The sequence below is a fragment of the Lysobacter helvus genome (assembly GCF_018406645.1).
Classification (GTDB): domain Bacteria; phylum Pseudomonadota; class Gammaproteobacteria; order Xanthomonadales; family Xanthomonadaceae; genus Noviluteimonas; species Noviluteimonas caseinilytica.
On record NZ_AP024546.1, the window covers coordinates 1,155,605 to 1,172,537 of the forward strand.

Genomic DNA, 16,933 nt, shown 5'->3' on the forward strand with positions numbered 1-16,933 from the left:
AAAAAGCCCGGCATGCCGGGCTTTTTTTTCGTCAGCCGAACAGGCCGTCGGGATATTCGGGTTTCTGGTCGCGCGACAACAGGCGCTGCAGTCCCTCCGCCGGCGTGATTTCGCCGTGCAACACCGCACGCACCGCGCTGGAGATCGGCAGTTCGATGCCGTGCCGGTCCGCCTGGCGGATCACTTCGTCCGCGGTCTGGATCGATTCGACGACCTGCCCGATCTCGCGCACGGCGTCCTCGATGCTCTGCCCGCGCCCGAGCGCGAGGCCCAGCCGGCGATTGCGCGACAGGTCGCCGGTGCACGTGAGCACCAGGTCGCCCAGGCCCGCGAGGCCCATCAGCGTTTCCGCCTTGCCGCCGATCGCGGCGTTCAGGCGCAGCATTTCGTTGAGCCCGCGCGTGATCATGCCCGCGCGCGCATTGAGGCCGAGTTGCATGCCATCGGCGACACCGGTGGCCACCGCGAGCACGTTCTTCATCGCACCGCCGAGTTCGGCGCCCAGCATGTCGTCGCCCGTGTAGGCGCGGAATGCGGGGCCGTGCAATGCGTCGGCCACTTGTTGCGCGAAGTCGGGATCGGCGCCGTGCACGGTGAGCGCGGTGGGCAATCCCTGCGCGACTTCCTTCGCGAACGACGGCCCGGTGACGACGGCGAGCGGCACGCCGTCGCCGAGGACTTCGTTCGCGACTTCGTGCAGGAAACGCCCGGAGCCCGGTTCGAAACCCTTCGTCGCCCACGCCACGCCCGCGTGCGCGGGCCGGTGCGGCGCGAGCGAACGCAGCGTTTCAGCGAAGGCGTGCGAAGGCACGACGACCAGCACGAGGTCGCAATGCCGCAAGGCATCGCCGAGGTCGTGCGTGGCGCGCAACGACGCCGGCAATGCGATGCCGGGCAGGTAGCGTGCGTTTTCGTGCGTGGCGTCGATGGCCGCGACCGCTTGCGCGTCGCGGCCCCACAACACCGTGCGATGCCCGTGCCGCGCGATCAGCGCGGCCAGCGCGGTGCCCCAGGAGCCCGCGCCGAGGACCGCGATGGCGGGCAGTTGCGCCGGGTCTGCGGTCGCCATGGGCGGTCAGGCGTTCCCGACCGTCTCCGTGCCGCCCAGGTCGGTGCCGCCCGACAGGGCGCCCGCCTGCTGCGCGGCGCGCTGGCGCAGGTTTTCGGCGTACAGGCCGTCGAAGTTGATCGGCTGCATGAAGAACGGCGGGAAACCACCGGACTGGATCAGCTGCGACACGTTGGCGGCGGCGTACGGGTACAGCAGGTTGGGGCACTGCGTGCCGAGCATCGCGTCGATGCCGGCGTCTTCGAAGCCCGCCAGCGTGAACACGCCGGCCTGCTGCACTTCGGCCAGGTACGCGGTCTTGCCCGCGACGTTGCAGGTGAGCGTGATGCCGAGGATGACTTCGAACGCGCTTTCGCTCAGGCGCTGCACCTTCTGGTTGAGGTTCATCTGCAGCTCGGGCGCGCCCTGCTCGTTGAACACCTGCGGCGCGCCGGGCGCTTCGAAGGACACGTCCTTGACGTAGATCTTTTCGACGGTGAACGTCGCGCCGGCCGGGGCCGGGGTGGTGTCGTTGATGATGTCGTCGGCCATGGTGCTGCAACTCCGGAAAGCTTGGAAAAGAGGGCGATTATGGCACGCGACCCGGGGCGTCCCGGGTGGCGCGCGGTGTGTGAATCAAGGGCGGATCAGCGGCCTTTGACGAGCGGCAGGTCGGCCTGTTGCCAGGCGGCGATGCCGCCGTCCAGCCAGTACACCTGCTCGAAGCCGGCCTGCTTCAGCCGCTTGGCCGCCGCCGCCGACGCCTGGCCGGTGCGGCACACCGCGACGACCGGCAGCGACTTCGCGTTGGCGAGCTGCTTGTTCTCGGGATCGAACTGGCTCGGCTGCACGTTCTTGCTGCCGGGGATGTGGCCCTTCTCGAATTCCGCCGTCGAGGACAGGTCCACCACCAGCGCGTTCTCGCGGTTGATCAGCGCGGTCAGCGCAGCCGGGCGCAGCGCCTTGTAGCTGCGGAACAGGCGCGCGACTTCCATGTAGATGAGCGCGATGGTCAGGCCCACCAGGGCCATCGAGAGCATGGCGTGGCGGCCGGCGAAATCCAGCAGGGTTTCGAAATTCACGTGTGGGGGACTGCTTTGAAACGGGCGGGGATTGTCGCCCGCCCGGCTGCTGCGCGCAAAAGGCCCTTCCGGGCAGTCAGCCGCCCTGCCAGAAATCCGGCAGGCCGCCGACCAGCCACCAGGTCCCGGCGACCGGGTCGAAGCGCCAGCGCTCGGTGTAGCGCGTGGTGCGCTCCACGAGGGTGTGGCGGTTGACCAGGTTGATCTCGACCTCGCGGACGATGTCGCCGTCGGGCAGGGTCTGCGAGGCGAGGTCGTGGTACGCGGTGACCTGGATCTGGTTGTAGCGCTCCAGTTCCAGGTCGGTCATCGGGTGGGCCTTGCGGTATTCGGGGTCGGCCAGCTGCCATGCGCCTTCGAAATCGCCCCAGCGGATGGCGGCGGAATAGGCGTACTGCACGCGGTCGATGGAGTTGCGCTTGATGTCGGCGGCGCAGCCGGCGAGCAGGACGCACAGCGCCAGCACGAAAGCGCCGGACCAGGTGCGCAGCGTTGCATTGCGGTTCGACATGCCGTTCTCCTCGGGCGACGGCGAATCCTAGCCTTTTCGGAAGGCGACGAAACGTGCGCGCAGTGTCGCTGCGTCGGCGCCGTCGGGGAGGCGGACGCGGGCCAGCAGTTCGATGCGGGCGCGACCGCGGTCGGCGAGGGTGGACAGGAACACCTGCCAGTCGCTGTCGGGCGCGGCGTGCGCTTCGGCGTCCAGGTCGGCGTACAGCGGCGCGAGGTAGCGCACCTGGCTGTCGGCGACGAAGACGTCGGCTTCCATGCCCGCGCCCTGGATGCGCATCGTCGCGAGGCCCCAGCAGGCGAGCGTCATCAGGGACGACAGGCTGCCGCCGAACGCGCAGCCCTTGTCGTTGACGTTGCGATCCAGCGGGGCGAGGAGCGAGAGGCGTTCTTCGTCGAAGTGGTGGATCGACACCGCCATCGCCGCCACCGGGGGCATGCCCTGGTAGTGGGCGTCGAGGTGGGCGAGGCGATCGGCGAGGGAATCGGTCATGGCGGTGCGCATCGATGAGCGGTTGCGGCGCGGGGCGGCACGCCACAAGCTGCGCGCCATGCGTCCGAACACCCAACGCGGGACCGCGGCATGGTACGTGATCTCCCTGCGGCCGGTCGGCCAGCATGGCGCGTTGCGCCGTGCGGCGGCGAATGCGGGCGCGCAATGCATCGCGGTGTCGACGACACGCATCGCACCGCGGAACGACAAGGCGACGCGCGCAGCGTTGCGTGCAGCGCTGGCGGCGCCGGTCGTCGTGTTCACCAGTCCGAATGCCGTGCGGTGCGCGGCGATGTTGTCGCCGCTGCGGCCGCGGCGCGGACAAGTCGTGTGCGCGATCGGTGCGGGAACGGCCGCGGCGTTGCGGCGTGCCGGGCTGTCCGAGGTGGTGGTGCCGGCGCGCGCGGACAGCGAAGGCGTGCTGGCACTGCCGGCGCTGCGGGATGTCGCCGGCCGCACGGTGGGATTGGTGACCGCGCCCGGCGGGCGCGATCGTCTGGCACCCGGCCTGCAGGCGCGCGGCGCGAAGCTTGCGCGTGCCGATGTGTACGCCCGCGTGCCGATCGCCCCTTCGCCGCGCGCCTGGACTGCGTTGCGCACGCTGGCGTCGCGGCCGTGCATCGCGATGAGCAGCGTCGATGCGCTGCGCGGGTTGGTCGAGCACGCGCCGGTCGATCTCCGGGCGCGGGTGCTCGACTGGGACGTCGCGGCCGGCAGCGCGCGGCTCGCGGACGAGGCGCGGGCCCTCGGCTTCCGGCGCGTGCGGATCGCGGCCGGCGTGCGCCCGGCCGAGCTGGTCGCCGCGGCGCGTGATGGCGGCCCACGACGGTCCATCCGGTAGCATCTGCGCACCCCCCGCGTCATCGGCGACACCGTGATCGAACCCGACGCATCGCCTGCCCTCCCCTCGCGCCGCCGCGCCCCGCTCGCGTGGCTGGTGCTGCTGTTGTTCGCGCTGGCCGCCGCATGGGGCTGGCACGCCTGGACGCAGCGCCAATCCGCCGCGCGCGCGATGGAAATCGATGCGCAACAGCGCGTCGAAGCGCTGGAAGCGCGCATGGAATCCTTGCGCCGCGAACAGCGCGCGCAGGCCGGTCGCCTGCAACAGGCCGATGCGACGAACCGCGTGCTGCGCGACGAACTGCTCGGCGTCGGCCAGCGCGCGGCGCTGCTGGAAGACAGCGTGTCGAAGCTCGCCGATCCCGATCGCCATGGCGCGCAGGCGCTGCGCCTGGATGAAGTCGAGATGCTGTTGTCGATGGCGCGCAATCGCCTGGACATCGCATCGGACCTCGACGGTGCGCGCCGCGCGTATGCGTTGGCCTCGGGCATGCTCGACGGTATCGACGATCCGGCGTACCTCAGCCTGCGCCAGACGCTCGCGCAGGAGCGCGCGGCGCTGGAAGCCGTCGGCGTGGATCCGGCGCACGCCGCGGCCGCGAAGCTCGATGCGATCGAAACGCGCCTGCCCACGTTGCCGCTCGTGCGCGATGCGCGCGAGGCGTCGCAGCGTTCGTGGTGGGAACGCGTCGCGTCGCGCCTGATCGACGTCCAGCCGAGCGATCGTGCGCAACTGCGCGCGACGAGCGATCGCAGCGCGGGCATGGAAGCGCTCGCCATCGAGTTCACGCTGGCGCGCGCCGCGCTGGAACGTCGCGACCTGCCCACGTGGCGTGCGTCGCTCGGCCGCGCCGATGCGTGGCTGCCGCGGTTGTGGCCGGACACCGATGCGCTGCGTGCGCAACGTCGCGCGTTGCAGGCGCTGCGCGCGCAGTCGCTGGCGTTGCGGTCGCCGGTGCTCGGCAGTTCGCTCACGCAATTGCGCGCGATGCGCGCCCGCACGGAGGCGCCATGAACCTGTTCCGGAACCTGTTGTTCCTGCTCGTGCTCGCGCTGGTCGGTGCGCTGGTGGCGCAGCGGCTGGTGGAGGATCCGGGCCTGGTGCTGGTGCGCTTCCACGGGCACGACTACCGCAGCACGCTGGTCGTCGCGTTGTTGCTGGTCGTCGCGGGGCTGTTGGGATTGTGGTTGGCGTGGACGGTGCTGGCGCTGCCCTTCCGCGGGTGGCGGGGTTTCAAACGCAGGCAGGCGCGCGCGCGTTTGGTCGACGGGATGTCGGCGTTGCACCAGGGACATTGGTCGCGCGCGGAAAAGCTGCTCGACATGGCGGCCGAGCGCGACGCCTCGGCGCCGGTGGCGCGCGTGGCCGCGGCGCAGGCGGCGGAAGCGCGCGGCGATGTGGCGGCGGCGAGCCGGCAGCTGGAGTTATTGGGCGATCGTTATCCGGTCGCGTCGGCGCTGGCGCGCGCCGAGCGCACGTGGGCCGCGGGCGATGCCGCGGCGACGCTCGCGTTGCTCGACGCACCCGCGGCGCAACCCCTGCCGCCGCGTGGCCTCGTGCTCCGCGCGAATGCATTGGCGGCGCTGGGACGTTCCCACGAGGCCTACGGGATGCTCGGTGCGTTGCGCCAGCAGCAGGCGCTCCCCACCGCGGCGCTCGATGCGCTGCAGGCGCGCTGGGCCGCGGCGTCGCTGGCGGAATCGGCCGATGCCAACGCGCTCGCCGATCGCTGGGACAGCCTGCCCAAGCCGCTGCAATCGGAGCCGTCGGTCGTCGGCGCCTACGCCACGCGCGCGTCGGCGATGCGCTGGGACGATGCGGCCGCACGCAATCTCGAACAGGCATTGGCGACGCGCTGGGACGAAGGCCTCGTCGCGATGTACGGCAAGTTGCCGACGACGACGCCCGATGCGCGGCGCGCGCAGATCGAACGCTGGTTGCAGGCGCATCCGGAATCTCCCGCCGCCCTGCTCGCCCTCGCGCAAGTCCAGCGCGCCAGCGCGCCGTGGCCGGTGGCGGAAGGCACGCTGCACCGCGCGGTGGCCCAGGGGGGCGGGGCGCAGGCGTGGGAAGCGCTCGGCGAGGGTTACGCCGCCGCGGGCGATCCCGAGACCGCGCGCCGCTGCTACGCCAACGCGCTGCGCGCCACGCGCGGTGAAGCGCCCCAGCCGCTGCCCAACCGCGACCTGCGCCAACAGATCGTGGACGAGGCCGCCATCGAGGTCCGCGACGAACACGGCCTGCCCCGCCTCCGCGAATGACCGGGGCGGCGGGCCGCACGCGGCACCCTCGCTAGAATGCCGCGCATGACCGACGCGACGACCGAAGACGACGCTGGCTTTGCCCGCGTCCGCGATTACCTGACCGACCTGCAGGACCGCATCTGCGCGGCGATCGAACACGCCGACGGCGGCGCGCGTTTCGTCGAGGACCGCTGGCAGCGCGCGGAAGGCGGCGGCGGGCGCACGCGGATCCTGCGCGACGGGGCGGTGTTCGAGCAGGCGGGCATCGGGTTCTCCGATGTCTCCGGATCGAAGCTCCCGCCCTCGGCGACCGCCGCGCGCCCCGAACTGGCCGGCGCCACCTGGCGCGCTGTCGGCATGTCGCTCGTCTTCCATCCGCGCAATCCGCACATCCCCACCACGCATGCGAACGTGCGGCACTTCCGGGCGCAGCGCGACGGGAAGACGGTGGCGTGGTGGTTCGGCGGCGGCTTCGACCTCACGCCGTTCTATCCCGTCGACGAGGACGTGCGGCATTGGCACGCGACGGCACGCGCGCTGTGCGAGCCGTTCGGCGGCGAAGCGCGGTACGCGGCGCACAAGCGCTGGTGCGACGAGTACTTCTTCCTGAAGCACCGGGACGAGACGCGCGGCGTCGGCGGGTTGTTCTTCGACGACCTGCACGAGGATTTCGAACGCGACTTCGCCTATATGCGCGCGGTGGGCGACGGGTTCCTCGACGCCTACCTGCCGATCGTCGAGCGCCGCCGCGACACGCCCTGGGGCGAACGCGAGCGCGACTTCCAGCTGTATCGCCGCGGGCGCTACGTGGAATTCAACCTGGTGCTGGATCGCGGCACGCTGTTCGGCCTGCAGAGCGGCGGGCGCACCGAATCCATCCTGATGAGCCTGCCGCCGCTGGTGCGCTGGGAATACGGCTTTGCGCCGGAACCGGGCAGCCCGGAAGCGCGCCTGGCGGATTACCTGCGCCCGCGCGACTGGCTGGCCGAAGGCTAGTCCTTCTTCTTCGGCACCACGCTGATCCGGCCGTCGGTCTCGAGCAGCGCGAAGGCGACGTCTTCCATCGTCAGCTCGCCGTTCTGGCGCAGGGCTTCGTCGAAGTCGTTCTCGCTGACGAGTTCGCGGCGCAGGACCCGCTTGAACAGCTTGCCGTCGCGCGCCAGCAGGACGGGCTCGCCTTCGATCAGCCGTTCGGCGCGCCGGCTGCGGGAACTGACGTAGCCCACGAGCCAATTCAGGCTGATCAGGATCGCCGCCAGGAACAGCCCGCCCATCAGCGAGGTGTCCTCGCCGAGCAGCGAGTTCTGCACCGCGTTGCCGAGCAGCACGATCAGCAGGACGTCGAAGGGCGTGAACTGGCCCATCGTCCGCTTGCCCGAGATCCGGATCATCGCCAGCAGCACGACGTAGACCACCACGGCGCGCAGGATGAATTCCCACCACGGCATGGCGAGGTCGAACAGGTCGGTCATCGGGTTCCCCAAGGCTGCGTGGCCGCGTGGCGCGACTTTAACGCGTGGGCATGAAAACGAAGGCAATAAAAAGCCCCGCAGGCCAGGGGGAGACCGGCGGGGCTGGGAAGCGGGACTTGGGGAGGAGTCTTCGCTTCGGGATCACTCCAGGGGAGGGAGATGATCTGCGTCAGACCTTGCATCTGACGCGGGCTATGAGACCACCCGAAGCATGGATGGTTCGTGAAGATTTCAGTTAAGAACTCGTTGGATTCAGGATGAATTCATCGCGCCCGGAGCGCCCTCACAAACCGCGACTCATCAGTGGGCTTCATCCCAATTGGCGCCCTTGCCTGCATCGACCACGAGGGGCACGCGCAAGTCGGCGGCGGCGGCCATGCGCGCCTTCGCGCCATCGACCAGATCGTCCACGAATCCGTCCTCCACGTCGAACACGAGTTCGTCGTGCACCTGCAGGATCATCAGCGCGCGCCCGCCGAGGCCCGCGAGCCAGCGATCGATCTCGATCATCGCCCGCTTCACGATATCCGCCGCAGTCCCCTGCATCGGCGCGTTGATCGCCGCGCGTTCGGCGCCCGCGCGCAGGCCCTGGTTGCGCGAGGCGATGTTTTCCAGGTGCAGCCGGCGCCCGAACACCGTTTCGACGAAGCCGCGCTCGCGCGCTTCCTGCCGCGTGCGCTCCATGAAATCGCGCACGCCCGGATAGCGCGAGAAATACAAGGCGATGTAGTCCTGCGCTTCGCCGCGCCCGATGCCGAGTTGGCGCGCTAAACCGAATGCGCTCATACCGTACATCAGGCCGAAATTGATCGCCTTCGCGGCGCGACGCTCGTTGCCGGAGACCTCTTCGATGGTCTTGCCGAACACTTCCGCCGCGGTCGCGCGATGGATGTCGGCGCCGGAGGTGAATGCGCGCAGCAGGTTCTCGTCTTCCGACAGGTGCGCCATGATCCGCAACTCGATCTGCGAGTAGTCGCACGCCACGATGCTGCGCCCCGCCGGGGCGATGAATGCGCGGCGGATGCGGCGGCCGTCCTCGGTGCGGATCGGGATGTTCTGCAGGTTGGGATCGGAGGACGCCAACCGGCCCGTCGCGGCGCCCGCCTGGTGGTAGCTGGTGTGCACGCGGCCGGTGTTGCGGTTGACCATGTCCGGCAGCTTGTCGGTGTACGTGCTGCGCAGCTTCGCCAGGCCGCGGTACTCCAGGATGATGCGCGGCAGCTCGTGCATGTCCGCGATGGCCTCCAGCGCTTCTTCGTTGACGCTGGGCTGGCCGCTCGGCGTCTTCACCTGCACGGGCAGCTTCAATTCCTCGAACAGCAACTGGCCCACCTGCTTCGGCGAGTCCAGGCTGAAGGTGCGGCCGGCGAGTTCGGTCGCGCGCTGCTGCGCGTCGAGCATGCGCTTGCCGAGGTCCGCGGACTGGCGCTTGAGCTCCACGACGTCGACCAACACGCCGTTGGCTTCCACGCGCTCCAGCACGGGCACGAGCGGCATTTCGATTTCGCGATAGACGCGATCGAGCGTGGGTTCCGACGCCACCTTCGGGCGCAGCACCGAATGCAGGCGCAGGGTGATGTCGGCGTCTTCCGCCGCGTAGCGCGTGCCGTCTTCCAGCGACACCTGCGAGAACAGGATCTGCTTGGCGCCCTTGCCCGCGACGTCTTCGTACTTGACCGCGTCGTAGCCGAGGTAGCGCTTGGCGAGCGAATCCATGTCGTGGCGGCTCGCGCCCGCGTTCCACACGAAGCTTTCCAGCATCGTGTCCTCGGCGTAACCGTGCACGTCCATGCCGTGGCAACGCAGGACGTGCAGGTCGTACTTGCCGTGCTGCCCGATCTTGCGCCTGTTCGCGTCCGCGAACAGCGGACGCAATGCATCCAGCGTGTCGGCGAGCGGCAACTGCGCCGGCGCGCCCGGATAGGTGTGGCCGAGCGGGATGTAGCACGCGCGCCCGGCTTCCACCGCCAGGCTGATGCCCACCAGGTTGGCGCACAACGCGTCGAGCGAATCGGTTTCCGTATCGAACGCGAAGGCCTCGGCGGCCTGCACCTGCGCGATCCACGCGTCCAGGCGATCGCGCGTGAGGATGGTTTCGTATTCGCCCGGTTCCGACAGCTTCGGATCGATCGCACCGTCGGGCGCCGCGGATCCCGTGCGCGCGTATCCAGCTTCGGTGCCGCGCATCGAGGTCTTGCGCGCCGCCGCGGGCGCGGGCGTGCCGTCGAGTTCGCGCAAGGCCGCGTTGAACCCGTAGCGGGCGTACAGCACGCGCAGCGCATCGACGTCGCGTGCGCGCAGCTTGAGCGCCTTTGCGGGCAATTCCAGCGCAACGTCGGTCTTGATCGTCACCAGTTCGCGATTCAGCGGCAGCCGCGGCAACGCCGCGCGCAGGTTCTCGCCGATCTTGCCGCCGATCTTCGCCGCGTTTTCCATCACGCCGTCGAGCGAGCCGTATTCGGCGAGCCACTTCGCCGCCGTCTTGGGGCCGCACTTGTCGACGCCGGGCACGTTGTCGACCGCATCGCCCATCAGCGCGAGCATGTCGACGATCTGGTGCGCGTGCACGCCGAACTTGTCGAACACCTTGCCGTCGTTGTCGAGCACGCTGCCGCTCATCGTGTTGACGAGGGAGATCGCGCCGAGGCCGCCGCCCTGCACGCGCACCAGCTGCGCGAAGTCCTTGTCGCCGGTGGAGATCGTGACGTCCGCGCCGTCGCGCGCGGCTTCCAGCGCGAGCGTGCCGATCACGTCGTCCGCTTCCACGCCATCCACGCGCAGGATGGGGAAGCCGAGCGCCTGCACGATCTCGCACATGGGCGCGATCTGCGCGCGCAGGTCGTCCGGCATCGCGGCGCGATTGGCCTTGTATTCGGGATAGAGGTCGTCACGGAACGTCTTGCCGGGCGCGTCGACGACGAAGGCGGCGCAGTCCGGCTGCTCGGCCAGCGTGGCGCGCAGCATGTTCACGACGCCGAACAGGGCGCCCGTGGGCTCGCCGGCGCTGTTGGTGAGAGGGGGAAGCGCGTGGAACGCGCGATACAGGTACGAGGACCCGTCGATCAGGACCAGTCTTGGCATCCGGGGATTCTACGCCCGCATCGCGCCCGCCCCGACCACGTCGCCACAACATCCCGGGCGCATAATCCGGACCGGATGGAGCCAGGCAGGAGGTGTCGGATGGACGCGTTTCCCCGCCCCGCGCGACAAGTCGCGCTCGTGCTGTCGATCGCCGCGGTTTTCACCGGCGCGCTCGTCGCCGGCTGCAGTACCTATGGCGGGGCCGATGCCGGTGGGCCTCCCATCCCGCCCGATGCCGTGGCCAGCACGCGGACCGAAACCAACGGCGACGTCGTCACCGAGTACCGCGTCGGTGGCGCCATCTCGATGGTCCGCATCGTGCCGCCGCATGGCCCCACGTATTACCTCACCGATTCCGATGGCGACGGCCGCCTGGACCGCACGCCCCAGGGCACGCGCGACGCGCCCGTCTACTTCAAGCTCTATGGCTGGTGACCCCCGCCGCCTTCCCCCCGGAGGACCACGATGACCAAGCTCGACAAACCCATGCGCCGCGAACTGCAGATCGGAGACCAGGTGTACACGCTCACCATCGGTCCCGATGGCCTGAAGCTCGTGGAAAAGGGACGCCGCAAGGGCCTCGAGCTCGCCTGGTCGGCGCTGGTCAGCGGCGATGCCGCGCTCGCCAGCGCGTTGCAGGCGTCGGTGGCCGACGCACCGTAAGCGACCGTCAGGCCGGCTGCAGGTTGGCGTAGGCCAGCACCAGCCATTTCGAACCGGCGTCGTCGAAATTGACCTGCACGCGTGCGTGCGCGCCGGTGCCTTCGTAATCGATGACCACGCCAGTACCGAACGTCGGATGGCGCACGTTGGCGCCGAGCTTCACGGGCGCCGGATCCATCGCCGGCATCGCCGCGTTGCGCCGCCCCTGCGGCATGTAGGGACGCGAGACCTGCACGCGCGGCCGCACTTCGTTCACCAGCGGGCCGGGGATCTCGCGCAGGAAGCGCGAGGGGATCCCGTACATGTCCGAGCCGTGGATGCGCCGCGCCTCGGCATACGTGAGTACGAGCTTCTGCCGCGCACGCGTGATGCCGACGTACGCCAGGCGCCGTTCTTCCTCGAGGCGACCGGGCTCCTCGGAGGACTTCGTGTTGGGGAACAGGCCTTCTTCCAGGCCGGCGAGGAACACCAGCGGGAATTCCAGCCCCTTCGCGCTGTGCAGCGTCATCAGCTGCACGCCGTCCTCGCCGGATTGCGCCTGGCCCTCGCCCGCTTCCAGCGCGGCGTAGCTGAGGAACGCGACGAGCTCGCTCAACGCCGCCGATTCCTCGTCGTCGCCATGCACGAAGCGCGAGGCGACCGACACGAGTTCGTCGAGGTTGTCGGTGCGCGAATCCAGCTGGCCGCGTGATTCGTTCGCGTAGTGCTCGCGCAGGCCGCTGCGCACCAGCACGTGGTCGATCTTCTCCTGCAGCGGCAAGGCGTCGGTTTCCACCTGCAGGCCTTCGACCAGCAGCAGGAACCCCGCGATCGCGTTGCGCGCGCGCGCCGCCAGGCCCGTGCCTTCGGAGACGCGCTTGGCCGCTTCCCACAACGAGATCGCCTCTTCGCGCGCGCGACGACGCACTTCGTCCAGCGTGCGCTCGCCGATGCCGCGGGTCGGGGTGTTCACCGCGCGCTCGAAGGCGGCATCGTCCGCGCGATTGGTCACCAGGCGCAGGTACGCCAGCGTGTCCTTGATTTCCGCGCGCTCGAAGAAGCGCTGCCCGCCGTACACGCGGTACGGGATCTGTTCGCCGAGCAAGGCTTCTTCGAACGCACGCGACTGCGCGTTGCTGCGATAGAGGATCGCGCACTCGCCGTGGCTGCCGCCGTCGCGCACCCAGGCGCGGATGCGTTCGACGACGAAGCGGGCTTCGTCGATTTCGTTGTACGCCGCGTACAGGTCGATCGGCTCGCCTTCGCCGGCGTCGGTCCACAGCTGTTTGCCGAGGCGATCGGGGTTGTGCGCGATCACCGCGTTGGCGGCGTTGAGGATGTTGGACGTGGAGCGGTAGTTCTGTTCCAGGCGCAGCGTGGTCGCGCCCGGGTAGTCGCGCAGGAAACGCTGCACGTTCTCGACCTTCGCGCCACGCCAGCCGTAGATCGCCTGGTCGTCGTCGCCGACCACGAACACGTGGCCCGTCTCGCCCGCCAGCAGGCGCACGAAGCCGTACTGGATCGCATTGGTGTCCTGGAATTCGTCGACCAGCACTTCGCCGAACCGGTGCCGGTAATGCGCCAGCAAGCCCGCGTTGTCGCGCAGCAGTTCGTGCGCGCGCAGCAGCAGCTCCGCGAAATCCACCAGGCCCGCGCGTTCGCAACGCTCCTGGTAGGCCGCGTACGCCTTGCGCATCGTGTCCATGAACCAGTCGCTGCCCGGCTGGATGTTCTCGGCGCGCCGGCCTTCATCCTTCTGCGCGTTGATCCACCACGCGATCTGCCGCGGCGGAAACCGCGTGTCGTCGAGTTCCAGCTGTTGCACCACGCGCTTGACGAGGCGCAGCTGGTCGTCCGAATCCAGCACCTGGAAGCCTTCCGGCAAACCGGCGTCCTGCCAGTGCAGGCGCAGCAGGCGATGGGCGAGGCCGTGGAAGGTGCCGATCCACATGCCGCGCGATCCGTTGCGCAGCAGGTGCTCTGCGCGATGTCTCAGCTCGCCGGCGGCCTTGTTGGTGAAGGTGACCGCGAGGATGCCGTGCGGCGGCACGCCCATCACTTCGTTCAACCATGCGATGCGGTGCATCAGCACGCGGGTCTTGCCGCTGCCCGCGCCGGCCAGCACGAGGTAGTGGCCGGCGGCCGCGGTCACGGCCTCGCGTTGGGCGGGGTTGAGCGCGTCGAGCAGGTGGGAGACATCCATGCGCGCATTTTACGGGCGCGCGCGCGGTCCTGCGGTGGACGCGGGCAATCAGTGCGCGTGTGCTTCCTTCTCGCGCTTCACCGTCGTGCCCGCCATCAGCTTGTCGGTCCAGGCGATGCCGATCGCCGAGAGGATGAACACGGTGTGGATGATCGTCTGCCACAGCACGCCCGTGGCGGTGATGGTGGTGCAGGCCTTGAGGTTCTCGCCCGCGTCGATCAGCGGCTTCATCGCCACCATCGCCGCGATGCCGGCCTGCGAACTGCACAGCGGCAAGCCGTCGACCATGCCGACTTCGATGAAGCTCTTGAGCAGGTGGATCGAGGAGATGCCGATGATCGCCATCGCCAGCTTCACCTTCAGCACGCTCGCGTTGACGTGGCTCAGCCACTCCGGCTGGTCCGGGTGGCCCTCCAGCCGCAGGCGCGACACGAACGTCTCGTAGCCGCCCACGATCACCATCATCAGCAGGTTGGAGATCATCACCACGTCGATCAGGCCCAGCACGATCAGCATGATCTGCTGCTCGCCCAGGCGCGGCGTTTCGTGGATGAGATGGATCAGTTCCTTCGCGAACAGGAACACGTACACGCCCTGCGCCACGATCAGCCCCAGGTACAACGGCAACTGCAGCCAGCGCGACGAGAAGATCAGCGCGGACAAGGGATTGAGCGTGCTGTGGTGCGGGACGTTCGCCATGGGGGACCTGCGTGGGGGACAGCCGGCGAGGGTGCCGAGTCGCGCTGCAAAAAGAAAGCCGCCCTTGCAGGCGGCTTGTTGTCCTAGGCCAGCGAGCAGCTGGCGTACGCTGCTTCTGGCCTGCCTCCGGGGGACGTACCTGGCCGGAGGACTTGGAGCCCGGGATGGCCGGGGACGGCGCGGAAGTTACGCCGAAGTTCCAACGGGTGCAACGCGAATCACGTCCCCGCGGGACGGAATCCAAACGCGCGGAGGATTCCCGTCAAGTAACGGAATGCCCCAATAGCAATGCACGAAGCTCCGCTTCGAGTTCGGCGATGCGCGCACCGATGCGCGCGGTCTCCGCGTCTTCCAGGTGACCGAGGCCGTCGAGCAGACCACTGAGCTGGTCGAGGCGCGACTTTTGTTCCGCAATCACGTGGCGACGGCGGAACGCGCGCATGTCGCTCACGTTGTCGGCTTCGTCCGGCAGCGGCTGCCACAGGCGTTCCTGCAGCAGCCAGCGCAGGCGATCGGCGGCCGCGCGTTCGGCGTCGGACCACGGCAGGCTGCGGCCGCGCACGGTTTCGCGCCAGCTGGCGAAACTCTTGCGCGGTGCGATGCGCACGCCATCGTCGGTGGCCACCATCGACTTGTGCGGATCGCCCGCCCACACCACGTCTTCCACCTGCTCTGCGCGGAAGAACAACAACCAGTCATCGCGACGCCCGAACGACAGCGCGAGCACGCCGGCCAGTCCGTGCTGCGCACCGGGCATCGTCCATTCGCTGGCGATGTCGGTGGTCGGCACGCGTTCGGTGCCGTGCGCGCGCGCCCAGCCCACGGCGTGCGCCAGGCCATCGGGCTCCGGCGTGCGGCCGTGCGTCGTCCACTGTCCGTCGCTGCGCAGCGCCACGCCATCGCAGGGCAGCATCGATACGACGAGATCGAGCGCGTTCGCAAGCGACGCGCCTAGTTCGCCCACGCCCGCCGACAGCCGCAGTGCGAGGTGTTCGCGCGTGTCGCGCGCGCGGTCGTCCTGGCGCGAGGCGATGGACTGCTCGTCCACGGCCACGCGCATCGAAACGAACAGGCTGAACATGTCGGCCGCGGCGCGCACCGACGGCGGCACCAGGCGCGGTTCGCGGTGGTGGCAGGCGATCAGGCCCCACAGGCGCCCGCCGCTCACGATCGACAACGACATCGACGCCGCCACGCCCATGTTGCGGAGGTATTCGCAATGCACGGGCGAGACGCTGCGCAACGCGTGCTGGCTCAGGTCGAGCGGTGCACCGGATGCATCGACGCCCGGCAGGATCGGCACCGCGACGTAGTTGGCGTCGGGGATCACGCGGATGCGGTTGCGCACGTACAGCGTGCGCGCCTGCACGGGGATGTCGGAGGCGGGGAAGCGCAGGCCGAGGAACGGCTCGAGGTCGTCCGCGCGCGATTCGGCGATCACCTCGCCCGCATCGTCGTGGCGGAAGCGATACACCATCACGCGGTCGTAGCCCGTGAGGCGGCGGATCTCTTCCGCGGTGCGCTGGTGGAACCCGCGCATGTCGGGCGCCACGCTGACGCGCGCGATCATGCGCTGCGCCATCACCGTGGGCGTCTGCCGATTGCCCGATCCCGCGCGCGGCTCCAGCTCCAGGTGCACCAGGCCATTGGCGACGTGCACGCCGATGTCGCACATGTGCGCCAGCGCGCCGATGTTGCCGACCGCGGCGCGTTGCGGCGTCGCGCCCGGTTCGATCATTTCGATTACTTCGAGCAGCGGCTCCAGCACATCGTCCGCGACGTGTTCGCGCAGGCTGTGGCCGAGCACTTCATCCGGCGGAACGTCGAGCAGTTCGGCGACGTTGGCCGAGGCCTGGCGGATGGTCCAGTCCGGCAGCGTGCAACTGAGCAGGTAGCCGTGCGGCTGGATCGCGCCGCTCAGGTGGATCGGTTCCCGCGCGCATTCGGCGGCGCCGGCGGCGGCGGCCGCGGTGGCTTGATCGTGGTCCAAGGACGCTTCCTCAGCAGGCGGGCCGTGCGGACAGTTCGGCCCGGTGGAATTCGTGTTCGGCGGACGCGAACGTGCGTGCCGCGGCAATCATCATCGCGCTCTCGTCGCTGGCTTCGAACGCGGCGTTCTCGAGGCACCGCACGAAGGCGCGCCAGCGCACGCCGACACCGAGGCCGCCGTGGCGATGCAGGAAGTTGGCGCCCGCGCCGGCGGTGTGCCCCAGCGCCTGCGCATGCACGACCAGCTGCGTGGCGCCCAGCGCGGAGCCTTCGATCACGTACATCAGGCCCGCGGCTTCCGCATCGCTGGACACCACGAGCGCAGGGCCGGGTTCGAGCGGCGACAGGCCGAGGGCTTCAAGATCCGCATCGATCCAGGGCGTGCGCACCGGATCGCACCATGCGCGCCACGTCGGGCCGAGGTTGGCGGCCGACAGCGCCCGCTCGGCATTGGCGAGGAACGCCTGCATGCCGACCAGGTACGTGCGGTATTCCTGCGCGGTGCGCAGGCCATGGGCGAATCGTGCGTCGAGGCGCACATGCGCGGTGCCGGTGGCTCCGCGCAGTCGATCGCGATATCCGTTGTCGGCTGCTGGCGTCATCGGCGCGCAATTTACACCACGCCGATGA

General features: G+C 69.4%; 17 protein-coding genes. 6 read left to right on the forward strand and 11 right to left on the reverse strand.

The window, feature by feature from the left end; all coding sequences use genetic code 11:
* Positions 1-31: 31 nt before the first annotated feature.
* From LYSHEL_RS05720 to LYSHEL_RS05740, 5 genes are all read right to left on the reverse strand, one after another.
* Complete coding sequence (locus LYSHEL_RS05720; RefSeq protein WP_213436571.1) at positions 32-1,069, reverse strand: NAD(P)H-dependent glycerol-3-phosphate dehydrogenase; 1,038 nt, start codon at positions 1,067-1,069, stop codon at positions 32-34.
* A 6-nt stretch (positions 1,070-1,075) separates the two neighbouring features.
* On the reverse strand, positions 1,076-1,600 hold the full coding sequence (secB, locus tag LYSHEL_RS05725) for a protein-export chaperone SecB (RefSeq protein ID WP_213436573.1): 525 nt from the start codon (positions 1,598-1,600) through the stop codon (positions 1,076-1,078).
* A 95-nt stretch (positions 1,601-1,695) separates the two neighbouring features.
* Complete coding sequence (locus LYSHEL_RS05730; protein ID WP_213436575.1) at positions 1,696-2,130, reverse strand: rhodanese-like domain-containing protein; 435 nt, start codon at positions 2,128-2,130, stop codon at positions 1,696-1,698.
* 76 nt (positions 2,131-2,206) lie between these two features.
* Entirely contained in the window at positions 2,207-2,641 is a 435-nt protein-coding gene (locus LYSHEL_RS05735; protein WP_213436577.1) for a hypothetical protein, read from the reverse strand.
* A gap of 27 nt (positions 2,642-2,668) precedes the next feature.
* A complete protein-coding gene (locus tag LYSHEL_RS05740) occupies positions 2,669-3,133 on the reverse strand; it encodes a YiiD C-terminal domain-containing protein (protein ID WP_213436579.1) in 465 nt (154 codons plus the stop codon).
* On the opposite strand from LYSHEL_RS05740, the gene LYSHEL_RS05745 reads away from it, so the two are divergent.
* From LYSHEL_RS05745 to hemF, 4 genes are read left to right on the forward strand one after another with little or no spacing between them, the layout of a single operon-like run.
* Positions 3,132-3,974 (forward strand): uroporphyrinogen-III synthase, encoded by an 843-nt coding sequence (locus LYSHEL_RS05745; protein WP_244858680.1) that lies wholly within the window; start codon positions 3,132-3,134, stop codon positions 3,972-3,974. The two genes, LYSHEL_RS05740 and LYSHEL_RS05745, sit on opposite strands and share 2 nt — an antisense overlap.
* Before the next feature lie 33 nt (positions 3,975-4,007).
* Positions 4,008-4,988 (forward strand): uroporphyrinogen-III C-methyltransferase, encoded by a 981-nt coding sequence (locus tag LYSHEL_RS05750; RefSeq protein ID WP_244858681.1) that lies wholly within the window; start codon positions 4,008-4,010, stop codon positions 4,986-4,988.
* Positions 4,985-6,235: a heme biosynthesis protein HemY gene (locus tag LYSHEL_RS05755; RefSeq protein WP_213436581.1), complete on the forward strand. Its 1,251-nt coding sequence runs from the start codon at positions 4,985-4,987 to the stop codon at positions 6,233-6,235. The genes LYSHEL_RS05750 and LYSHEL_RS05755 overlap by 4 nt, the downstream gene beginning before the upstream one ends.
* A gap of 45 nt (positions 6,236-6,280) precedes the next feature.
* A complete protein-coding gene (gene hemF / locus LYSHEL_RS05760; RefSeq protein ID WP_213436583.1) occupies positions 6,281-7,213 on the forward strand; it encodes an oxygen-dependent coproporphyrinogen oxidase in 933 nt (310 codons plus the stop codon).
* Here the strand turns inward: hemF and LYSHEL_RS05765 are convergent.
* Together LYSHEL_RS05765 and polA are read right to left on the reverse strand one after the other, a co-directional pair.
* Complete coding sequence (locus tag LYSHEL_RS05765) at positions 7,210-7,689, reverse strand: DUF421 domain-containing protein (RefSeq protein WP_213436585.1); 480 nt, start codon at positions 7,687-7,689, stop codon at positions 7,210-7,212. The genes hemF and LYSHEL_RS05765 overlap by 4 nt on opposite strands.
* 300 nt (positions 7,690-7,989) lie before the next feature.
* Positions 7,990-10,770: a DNA polymerase I gene (gene polA / locus LYSHEL_RS05770; protein WP_213436587.1), complete on the reverse strand. Its 2,781-nt coding sequence runs from the start codon at positions 10,768-10,770 to the stop codon at positions 7,990-7,992.
* 99 nt (positions 10,771-10,869) lie between these two features.
* Here polA and LYSHEL_RS05775 point away from each other — a divergent pair, with 99 nt between their 5' ends.
* Together LYSHEL_RS05775 and LYSHEL_RS05780 are read left to right on the forward strand one after the other, a co-directional pair.
* Complete coding sequence (locus LYSHEL_RS05775) at positions 10,870-11,205, forward strand: DUF2782 domain-containing protein (RefSeq protein WP_213436589.1); 336 nt, start codon at positions 10,870-10,872, stop codon at positions 11,203-11,205.
* Between the two features lie 30 nt (positions 11,206-11,235).
* Positions 11,236-11,433, forward strand: coding sequence for a hypothetical protein (locus tag LYSHEL_RS05780; RefSeq protein WP_213436591.1), 198 nt, complete (start codon positions 11,236-11,238; stop codon positions 11,431-11,433).
* A gap of 7 nt (positions 11,434-11,440) precedes the next feature.
* Here LYSHEL_RS05780 and uvrD read toward each other — a convergent pair whose 3' ends face one another.
* The 4 genes from uvrD to LYSHEL_RS05800 all read right to left on the reverse strand — a co-directional run bounded on the left by uvrD (position 11,441) and on the right by LYSHEL_RS05800 (position 16,905).
* Positions 11,441-13,615 carry a DNA helicase II gene (uvrD, locus tag LYSHEL_RS05785; RefSeq protein WP_213436593.1) on the reverse strand — a complete coding sequence of 725 codons (2,175 nt, stop codon included), beginning with the start codon at positions 13,613-13,615 and terminating at the stop codon, positions 11,441-11,443.
* 48 nt (positions 13,616-13,663) lie between these two features.
* A complete protein-coding gene (locus LYSHEL_RS05790; RefSeq protein WP_213436595.1) occupies positions 13,664-14,314 on the reverse strand; it encodes a TIGR00645 family protein in 651 nt (216 codons plus the stop codon).
* Positions 14,315-14,576: 262 nt separating this feature from the next.
* Positions 14,577-16,304 (reverse strand): GAF domain-containing protein, encoded by a 1,728-nt coding sequence (locus LYSHEL_RS05795; protein ID WP_213436597.1) that lies wholly within the window; start codon positions 16,302-16,304, stop codon positions 14,577-14,579.
* Positions 16,305-16,314: 10 nt separating this feature from the next.
* Positions 16,315-16,905: a biliverdin-producing heme oxygenase gene (locus tag LYSHEL_RS05800; protein WP_213436599.1), complete on the reverse strand. Its 591-nt coding sequence runs from the start codon at positions 16,903-16,905 to the stop codon at positions 16,315-16,317.
* Positions 16,906-16,933: the final 28 nt, after the last annotated feature.

Excerpts from the sequence above, each read along its gene's own strand:
- LYSHEL_RS05720 (WP_213436571.1), bottom strand. The coding sequence starts at position 1,069 with ATGGCGACCGCAGACCCGGCGCAACTGCCCGCCATCGCGGTCCTCGGC.
- secB (WP_213436573.1), bottom strand. The coding sequence starts at position 1,600 with ATGGCCGACGACATCATCAACGACACCACCCCGGCCCCGGCCGGCGCG.
- LYSHEL_RS05735 (WP_213436577.1), bottom strand. The coding sequence starts at position 2,641 with ATGTCGAACCGCAATGCAACGCTGCGCACCTGGTCCGGCGCTTTCGTG.
- LYSHEL_RS05745 (WP_244858680.1), top strand. The coding sequence starts at position 3,132 with ATGGCGGTGCGCATCGATGAGCGGTTGCGGCGCGGGGCGGCACGCCAC.
- LYSHEL_RS05740 (WP_213436579.1), bottom strand. The coding sequence starts at position 3,133 with ATGACCGATTCCCTCGCCGATCGCCTCGCCCACCTCGACGCCCACTAC.
- LYSHEL_RS05755 (WP_213436581.1), top strand. The coding sequence starts at position 4,985 with ATGAACCTGTTCCGGAACCTGTTGTTCCTGCTCGTGCTCGCGCTGGTC.
- hemF (WP_213436583.1), top strand. The coding sequence starts at position 6,281 with ATGACCGACGCGACGACCGAAGACGACGCTGGCTTTGCCCGCGTCCGC.
- LYSHEL_RS05765 (WP_213436585.1), bottom strand. The coding sequence starts at position 7,689 with ATGACCGACCTGTTCGACCTCGCCATGCCGTGGTGGGAATTCATCCTG.
- polA (WP_213436587.1), bottom strand. The coding sequence starts at position 10,770 with ATGCCAAGACTGGTCCTGATCGACGGGTCCTCGTACCTGTATCGCGCG.
- LYSHEL_RS05775 (WP_213436589.1), top strand. The coding sequence starts at position 10,870 with ATGGACGCGTTTCCCCGCCCCGCGCGACAAGTCGCGCTCGTGCTGTCG.
- LYSHEL_RS05780 (WP_213436591.1), top strand. The coding sequence starts at position 11,236 with ATGACCAAGCTCGACAAACCCATGCGCCGCGAACTGCAGATCGGAGAC.
- uvrD (WP_213436593.1), bottom strand. The coding sequence starts at position 13,615 with ATGGATGTCTCCCACCTGCTCGACGCGCTCAACCCCGCCCAACGCGAG.
- LYSHEL_RS05790 (WP_213436595.1), bottom strand. The coding sequence starts at position 14,314 with ATGGCGAACGTCCCGCACCACAGCACGCTCAATCCCTTGTCCGCGCTG.
- LYSHEL_RS05800 (WP_213436599.1), bottom strand. The coding sequence starts at position 16,905 with ATGACGCCAGCAGCCGACAACGGATATCGCGATCGACTGCGCGGAGCC.